Annotated in this window: 7 protein-coding genes; 1 reads left to right on the plus strand and 6 read right to left on the minus strand. The window is 70.7% G+C overall.

Annotated features, from left to right (window positions below):
- Positions 1–208 precede the first annotated feature (208 nt).
- The 6 genes from D0D15_RS15740 to D0D15_RS15765 all read right to left on the minus strand — a co-directional run bounded on the left by D0D15_RS15740 (position 209) and on the right by D0D15_RS15765 (position 6572).
- On the minus strand, positions 209–646 hold the full coding sequence (locus tag D0D15_RS15740; protein ID WP_094006474.1) for a heat shock protein transcriptional repressor HspR: 438 nt from the start codon (positions 644–646) through the stop codon (positions 209–211).
- Positions 643–1821, minus strand: coding sequence for a molecular chaperone DnaJ (dnaJ, locus tag D0D15_RS15745; protein WP_094006473.1), 1179 nt, complete (start codon positions 1819–1821; stop codon positions 643–645). The genes D0D15_RS15740 and dnaJ overlap by 4 nt, the downstream gene beginning before the upstream one ends.
- Positions 1822–1848: 27 nt before the next feature.
- Positions 1849–2544 (minus strand): nucleotide exchange factor GrpE, encoded by a 696-nt coding sequence (gene grpE / locus D0D15_RS15750; RefSeq protein WP_094006472.1) that lies wholly within the window; start codon positions 2542–2544, stop codon positions 1849–1851.
- Positions 2541–4397: a molecular chaperone DnaK gene (gene dnaK, locus D0D15_RS15755; protein ID WP_094006471.1), complete on the minus strand. Its 1857-nt coding sequence runs from the start codon at positions 4395–4397 to the stop codon at positions 2541–2543. The genes grpE and dnaK overlap by 4 nt, the downstream gene beginning before the upstream one ends.
- A gap of 133 nt (positions 4398–4530) precedes the next feature.
- Positions 4531–5904: an alpha/beta hydrolase gene (locus D0D15_RS15760; protein ID WP_094006470.1), complete on the minus strand. Its 1374-nt coding sequence runs from the start codon at positions 5902–5904 to the stop codon at positions 4531–4533.
- Positions 5901–6572, minus strand: a complete 672-nt coding sequence (locus D0D15_RS15765) for a DUF4097 family beta strand repeat-containing protein (RefSeq protein ID WP_094006469.1) — start codon at positions 6570–6572, stop codon at positions 5901–5903. Before D0D15_RS15765 ends, D0D15_RS15760 begins: the two co-directional genes overlap by 4 nt.
- 148 nt (positions 6573–6720) lie before the next feature.
- On the opposite strand from D0D15_RS15765, the gene D0D15_RS15770 reads away from it, so the two are divergent.
- The gene (locus D0D15_RS15770; protein WP_094006468.1) at positions 6721–7263 is read left to right on the plus strand and encodes a YbhB/YbcL family Raf kinase inhibitor-like protein; all 543 of its coding nucleotides are present in this window, start codon (positions 6721–6723) and stop codon (positions 7261–7263) included.
- Positions 7264–7395 lie beyond the last annotated feature (132 nt).

The following is a 7395-nucleotide window of genomic DNA, read 5'->3' on the forward strand; positions in this document are numbered from 1 at the left end:
ATGATTGTGTATTGGTCGCCGAGCAGACGTGTCAAGGCGGGAAAGAGTACCTTGACACGCCTGATCGGCGACCAAAAGCGGGCTGGGGATCGGGGGCGAGGGAGGTCTGGTTGGGGTAGTCCGTGCGTTGCGTTGCCCGGCTTGCGGGTTGTTCGTGGCGCTGGAAAAGAAAAAAGGCCCCGCTTCGCGAGGCCCTTCGCTGGTCTCTCTACCGTCTGCGGCGGGGTTTCCACACCACCAGGGCGGTTTCCTGCTTCATCGGCACCAGGTCCTTCCGGTAGGAACGGTGCACCGCCGCCGCGGCTTGTTCGGCCGCCGCGTACGCCGTGGCCAGTTCTTCGGTCAGTTCGGCGATCCGGGACTGCAGCGCCTCGACCTGATTCTCCAGCTCGATGATCCGCTTGATGCCCGCCAGGTTGACGCCCTCCTCCTGGGACAGGCGCTGCACCTCACGCAGCAGCGCGATGTCCCGCATGGAGTACCGCCGCCCGCCGCCGGCTGTTCGGCCCGGCGACACCAGGCCCATCCGGTCGTACGACCGCAGGGTCTGGGCGTGCAGGCCGGACAGCTGCGCGGCCACGGAGATCACGAAGACCGGGGTCTCCTCGTCGGCCCCGTGCGGCAACCCGCCGAACACCTCGATCAACTCCTCTCGCGGAGCAGCTTCGTGATCTCCGGACGCGGGTCGTGCTTCTCGGCGATCTTCGCGTACGCCTCGAGCGCCTCCCGCTCCGAAGACTCCAACCGCGACGGCACGGCCACCTGCAGCGTGACGAGCAGGTCGCCCTGCGAACCGTCCCGCTTCTTGATGCCCTTGCCGCGCACCCGCAGGACCCGGCCGCTGCCGGTCCCCTCGGGCACCTTCACCGAAACCTTCCCGTCCAGCGTCGGCACGGTGATCGTCGCACCGAGAGCCAGTTCGGGGTAGCTCACCGGGACCGTGATCGTCAGATCATTACCCGACCGGCCGAACACCGGGTCCGGGTTCACGTGCACCCGGACGTACAGGTCACCGGCCGCCGCGCCGCCGCGACCGGGCTCGCCCTGGCCGGCCAGCCGGATCCGCTGGTTGTCGTCCACACCCGCGGGCACCCGCACGGTCAGCGTCCGCGTCTGGGTGCTGACGCCCTCGCCACCGCACTCGGGGCACGGGTCGTCGATGATCCGGCCGCGGCCACGGCAGTCGCGGCACGGCTCGGAGAACGCGAACGCCCCCTGGCTCCGGCTCACCAGCCCCGCGCCCATGCAGGTCGGGCAGGTGCGCGGCGTGGTGCCCGGGCGGGCGCCGTTGCCGTGGCACGTCGAACACGTCGCCGGGCTGGACAGCCGCAGCGGCAGGGTCGCGCCCTTCACCGCCTCGGCGAAGTCGATCCGCACGTCCGTCTCGACATCGGCCCCGCGCTGGCCGCGGGTGCCCGTGCTCTGCTGGCCCCGGCGGCCGAACAGGCCACCGAGGATGTCGCCCAGCCCACCGAAACCGCCCTGCGCGCCCGTGCCCGCGGTCTGGCCGAAGATGTCGCCGAAGTCGAAGCCGCCGGTGCCGCCACCGCCTGGGAAGCCGAAGCCACCGGGCCCGCCGCCCGCACCGAACAGCCGCCGCGCCTCGTCGTACTCCTTGCGCTTGGCCGGATCCGACAGGACGCCGTAGGCCTCCGAGACGGCCTTGAACTTCTGCTCGGCCTCCGTGTTGCCCGGGTTGGCGTCCGGGTGGTTCTCCCGGGCCAGCTTGCGGTAGGCCTTCTTGATCTCGTCCTGCGAAGCGTCGGAGGAGACGCCCAGCTCACGGTAGAAGTCCTTACCGATCCACTCCCGTGCACTCACCGGACGTCTCCTCCTCTCGCGTGCGTGTTACTGCTGTGCGTTCTCATCCGACAACTGCTCGACCGGTAGCTCACCCTCGACCGGGGCCTCGCCCGGCTCGTGGTCGGTGACGCCCACCAGCGCGGCCCGCAGCGTCCGGTCGCCGAACCGGTAACCCCGGCGCAGCACCGTCGTCACCGTCGGCCCGGACACGTCCGGCGAGGTGTTGTGCTGCACGGCCTCGTGCACGCTCGGGTCGAAGGGATCGCCCTCCGCGCCGAACGGCTCCAGCCCGATCCGCTGCAGGCTCGCGACCAGCTTGTCCGCGACCGCCTTGAACGCGCCGGTGAGGTCGCCGTGCTGCTCGGCCCGCTCGAAGTCGTCGAGCAGCGGCAGCAGGTCGTTCACCACCGACGCCTTCGCCGCGGTGACCACGGCCTCCCGGTCGCGGTCCACGCGCTTGCGGTAGTTCGCGAACTCCGCCTGCAGGCGCTGCAGGTCGGCGGTGCGCTCCGCGAGCTCCTTCTCGACGTCCGACGGAGCCGCCACCGCGTCGTCCACGATGGACTCGCCGAGCGACGGCCCGGCGTGGGCCGCCGGGGCGTCCGCGGCAGGCGCCTCGGCAGCCTCCGGCTGGGTCCGCACCTGGCCGGTCTCGGGGTCGATCTTGCGCCGGTCCCGCACGACCAGGGGCTCGGTGACCGGCTCCTGCTCGTCGATCTCGTTCGAGTGGCGTCCCGTCACTTCTTCTCGTCCTCGTCCACGATCTCGGCGTCCACCACGTCGTCCGCGCCCTTGTTCTCGGACGCGCCCGCCGCACCCGAGTCGGCACCCGGGGTGGCGCCACCGGCCTGCTGCGCGTTGGCGTACAGGGCGGTGCCCAGCTCCTGCGACGCGGTGTTCAGCTTCTCGATGGCTTCCTTGATCTTGGCCGTGTCGGTGCCCTTGAGCGCCTCGTTGGCCTCGTCGATCGCGGTCTTGACCTTGCCCTTGAGGTCCTCGGGCAGCTTGTCGTCGTTGTCCTTGACGAACTTCTCGGTCTGGTAGACCAGCGTCTCGGCCTGGTTGCGGGTCTCGGCCTCCTCGCGGCGCTTGCGGTCCTCCTCCGCGTGCGCCTCGGCGTCCTTGACCATCCGCTCGATGTCCTCCTTCGGCAGCGCGGAGCCACCGGTGATGGTCATCGACTGTTCCTTGTTGGTGCCCAGGTCCTTCGCCGTGACGTGCACGATGCCGTTCGCGTCGATGTCGAAGGTGACCTCGATCTGCGGCACGCCGCGCGGGGCCGGCGGGATGCCGGTCAGCTCGAACATGCCGAGCTTCTTGTTGTGCGCGGCGATCTCGCGCTCACCCTGGAACACCTGGATCTGCACCGACGGCTGGTTGTCGTCCGCCGTGGAGAAGATCTCCGACCGCTTCGTCGGGATGGTCGTGTTGCGCTCGATGAGCTTGGTGAACACGCCGCCCTTGGTCTCGATGCCCAGCGACAGCGGGGTCACGTCGAGCAGCAGGACGTCCTTGACCTCACCCTTGAGCACACCGGCCTGCAGGGCGGCGCCGACGGCGACGACCTCGTCCGGGTTCACGCCCTTGTTCGGCTCGCGGCCGCCGGTCAGCTCCTTGACCAGCTCGGCGACGGCGGGCATGCGGGTGGAACCGCCGACCAGCACCACGTGGTCGATCTGGCCGACCGAGATGCCGGCGTCGCGGATCACGTTGTTGAACGGCGCCTTGGTGCGGTCCAGCAGGTCGGAGGTGATCCGCTGGAACTCCGCGCGGGACAGCGTCTCGTCCAGGAACAGCGGGTTCTTGTCCGCGTCGACCGTGATGTAGGGCAGGTTGATGTTCGCGCTGCTCGAGCTGGACAGCTCGATCTTCGCCTTCTCCGCGGCCTCGCGGATGCGCTGCAGCGCCATCCGGTCCTTGGTCAGGTCGATGCCGTGGCTGGCCTTGAACTTGTCCACCAGCCAGTCGACGATGCGCTGGTCCCAGTCGTCACCACCGAGGTGGTTGTCACCGCTGGTGGCGCGCACCTCGACGACACCCTCGCCGATCTCCAGCAGCGACACGTCGAACGTACCGCCACCGAGGTCGAAGACCAGGATGGTCTGCTCCTTCTCGCCCTTGTCCAAGCCGTAGGCCAGGGCGGCCGCGGTGGGCTCGTTGACGATGCGGAGCACGTTCAGGCCGGCGATCTGGCCGGCCTCCTTGGTGGCCTGCCGCTGGGCGTCCTCGAAGTAGGCGGGGACGGTGATGACCGCGTCGGTGATCTCCTCACCGAGGTAGGCCTCGGCGTCGCGCTTGAGCTTCATCAGCACGCGCGCGCTGATCTCCTGCGCCGTGTAGGCCTTGCCGTCGATCTCGGTCTTCCAGTCGGTGCCGATGTGCCGCTTCACGGACCGGATGGTCCGGTCGACGTTCGTCACGGCCTGGTTCTTCGCCGGCTGACCCGTCAGCACCTCGCCGTTCTTGGCGAACGCGACGATCGACGGGGTCGTGCGGGAGCCTTCCGAGTTGGCGATGACCGTCGGCTCGCCGCCCTCCAGGACAGCGACGACCGAGTTGGTCGTGCCGAGGTCGATGCCGACCGCTCGCGCCATGGTGTGTTCCCTCCTGGTTAGCCTGCTGTGCGCAGCCCTGCGAGCTGCGGTTTCGCGCCCGCGTTGAGCGGGTGGTACTCAAGTTCTATCTCGGGCGCGTGCCGGGCGTCAATCAGACTTGAGTGATGCTCGCTCAACCTTTCTGACAGGGTAACGAGCGAGTTGCCGGGCTTGTTCCCGGCGTACCCGAAATCAGGTACGTGGCTTCGTGGCGGCGGACACAGGCCGAGTTGTAGAGGCCGGTGTGCCCGTCGCCGTCGTGGACGAGCAGCGTGCTGCCCTCGATCCGGGCGGACAGGCTGCGCGCCCAGGTCAGCGGCGTGGCCGGGTCGTGCGTCCCGCCGACCACCAGGATCGGCGGCGCGCCGCGCACCGGCTCGGGGTGCGGCGGGTTCGCGGCCGGGACGGGCCAGCCGAGGCAGCCCGACGCGAAGTCCCAGAACTCGGAGTAGCGCCAGCTGTGCGGCGCGACCTCCCGGACCTGCTCGGCGAGCCGCCGCAGGTCCGCTGGTCCGGTGAACGGCGCCGGGAAGTCCTGGCAGCCGACGGCCCGGTAGGCGGCGTACTCCGGCGAGGTGAACTGCATGACCGAGGTCAGCGCGCTGGCGTCCCGCGGCGCGGCGCGGAGGGCATCGGCCAGCCGCGGCCACAGCTGGGGGAAGTAGAGGTGGGAGTAGACGCCCGCGGCCAGCTCCTCGGGCGTGGCCCGGCGGCCGAGTTGCGCCGAGGGCGCGCCGTCGGCCATGAGCGCGTCGTAGCGGGCGAGCACGTCCTCCCCGCAGGTGCTCGCGCACCACTGGGCGAATCGGAGCAGGCCGTCCTCGGTGGCGGCGGCCTCGTCGAGGATGGCGCGGCGCATCGGCAGGGCGTGGTCGACCGCGCCGTCCAGCACCATCGCCCGCACGTGGTGCGGGTAGCGGGCGGCGTAGAGCGCGCCGATCTCGGTGCCGTAGGAGACGCCGAGCCAGGAGATCCGGTCCTCGCCGAGGGCGAGCCGGATGCGCTCGACGTCCTCGGCGACGGTGGCGGTGTCGACCCGGCGGGGTCCGCGGCAGCCGAGGCCGACGTCCCGGTTGTGCGCGGCGAGCCGGGCGTAACCGGCGTCGTCGGCGGGGAAGCGGCTGACCGCGGGGTCGTGCATCGGGCCGCACGTGATGGCCGGGGTGCTGCCACCGACGCCGCGCGGGTCGAAGCCGATGACGTCGAACCGCTGGTTCAGCTCGGCGAACTCCGGGGTGGCGAGGCCGAGGCCGCCGTAGCTGACGACGTCGGCGCCGGATCCGCCCGGCCCGCCGGGGTTGACCAGCAGCGAGCCGATGCGGCGAGCCGGGTCGAGCGCGGGCAGGCGGGTCAGCCGCAGCGTCGCGCCCGGGACGTCGAGTTCGGCGCACTGCAGGCGCTTCGCGGTCTGCGGGGTGGCGCAGTCGTGCCAGGTCAGGGCGGGTGCGGCCGGGGTGATGACGGGGGTGACGAGCAGGGTGGCGGCGAGGGCCAGTGCCGGGATCATGCGTGGGTCACCGTCGCGTCGCCGCTGGAGGTGCGGACGTCGAGCAGGTGGGGCGCGGCCGGGTCCTGGACGACGTTGATGGAGCGGTCGCCGCTCTTGGTCTCGCCCGCGACCCGGTAGCGGTCGGCGGGGACGACGACCCGGATGTCGCCGCTCTGGGCCTCGGCGTGGACGTTCTGCGCGGTGGCGAGGCCGACGTCGATGCTGCCGGATTTGGTGCGGGTCGTGACCGGGCCGGTGATGTCCTGGACGCGGATGTCGCCGGAGCTGGCGGCCAGGTCGACCGAGGCGGCGCCGTAGACGGTGAAGTCGCCGGAGCGGACCTCGCCGGTCACGGTGGTGCCGCGCGGCACGACGACCTCGTAGTCGACGGTGCAGTCGTTGCCGCAGCCGTCCAGGACGAGCTGGGCACCGGCGAGGCGGAAGGCCTGGCCGGGCTGGTCGCCGTCGTAGTGGAGGACCTGGTTGACCGAGGTCGTGGCGGTGTCCTCGATGCGGATCCGCACGTCGCCGGAGTTGTTGTCGACGTGGACGGCCGAGATCGGCTGCGTGACGGTGCTGGTGAGCTCGGCGCGTTCGGAGATGCGCCACCAGTCCCAGTTCAGGGCGATCCCGACCCCGGCGACGATCAGCGCGATCCCGCCTATCGCGAGTGCCGGCTTGCGCATTGCGTCCTCCCCAGTGAACTTTGCTGTGCCGGACACGCTATGGCCTGGGCGTGGGGGGCCGGTATCGGGGAAGCCCCCGGTTCATCCCGGGGGTCACCCCGACCGGCACTAGGGTGATCACCGGCCACTCTGTGACGAGGAGGAAGCGATGCCACAACCACCGAACCCGTACGAGTTCCTGCCGTCGGTGCCGGCGTTCACGGTGCGCAGCGACGACGTGGCCGACGGGGAGACGCTCGCGGCGCCGCACCTGAGCGGGATCTTCGGCGTCCCCGGCGGTGCGGACCGGTCGCCGCACCTGGCGTGGGAGGGCTTCCCGGCCGAGACGAAGAGCTTCGCGGTGACGTGCTACGACCCGGACGCCCCGACGGCCAGCGGTTTCTGGCACTGGGCGGTGTACAACATCCCGGCGTCGGTGACTTCGCTGCCGTCGGGTGCCGGGGACGCGTCGGGCTCCGGCCTGCCGGCGGGCGCCATGACGGTGACCAACGACGGCGGCGTGCGACAGTTCCTCGGCGCGGCGCCGCCTCCCGGGCACGGGCCGCACCGGTACTTCTTCGTCGTGCACGCGCTGAACGTGGAGTCGCTGGACCTGCCCGACACGGCGACGCCGGCGTTCCTGGGGTTCAACATGTTCGGAGCGACCCTGGCACGCGCGATGGTGGTGCCGGTGTACGAGAACAAGGGCTGATCTGGACGGGTGAGCGAGCCGCCCGGCGGGGGTGGGTTGTCCGGCGGGCGGCTCGCTCACTGCCTCTTATACCCATCTCCGAGCCCACGAGACGAGGCATGACTTCTTATTCCGTCTTCTGCCTCATAAAAA

The organism is Amycolatopsis thermalba (assembly GCF_003385215.1).
Classification (GTDB): Bacteria; Actinomycetota; Actinomycetes; order Mycobacteriales; family Pseudonocardiaceae; genus Amycolatopsis_E; species Amycolatopsis_E thermalba.

Excerpts from the sequence above, each read along its gene's own strand:
- dnaK (WP_094006471.1), bottom strand. The coding sequence starts at position 4,397 with ATGGCGCGAGCGGTCGGCATCGACCTCGGCACGACCAACTCGGTCGTC.
- D0D15_RS15760 (WP_094006470.1), bottom strand. The coding sequence starts at position 5,904 with ATGATCCCGGCACTGGCCCTCGCCGCCACCCTGCTCGTCACCCCCGTC.
- D0D15_RS15765 (WP_094006469.1), bottom strand. The coding sequence starts at position 6,572 with ATGCGCAAGCCGGCACTCGCGATAGGCGGGATCGCGCTGATCGTCGCC.
- D0D15_RS15770 (WP_094006468.1), top strand. The coding sequence starts at position 6,721 with ATGCCACAACCACCGAACCCGTACGAGTTCCTGCCGTCGGTGCCGGCG.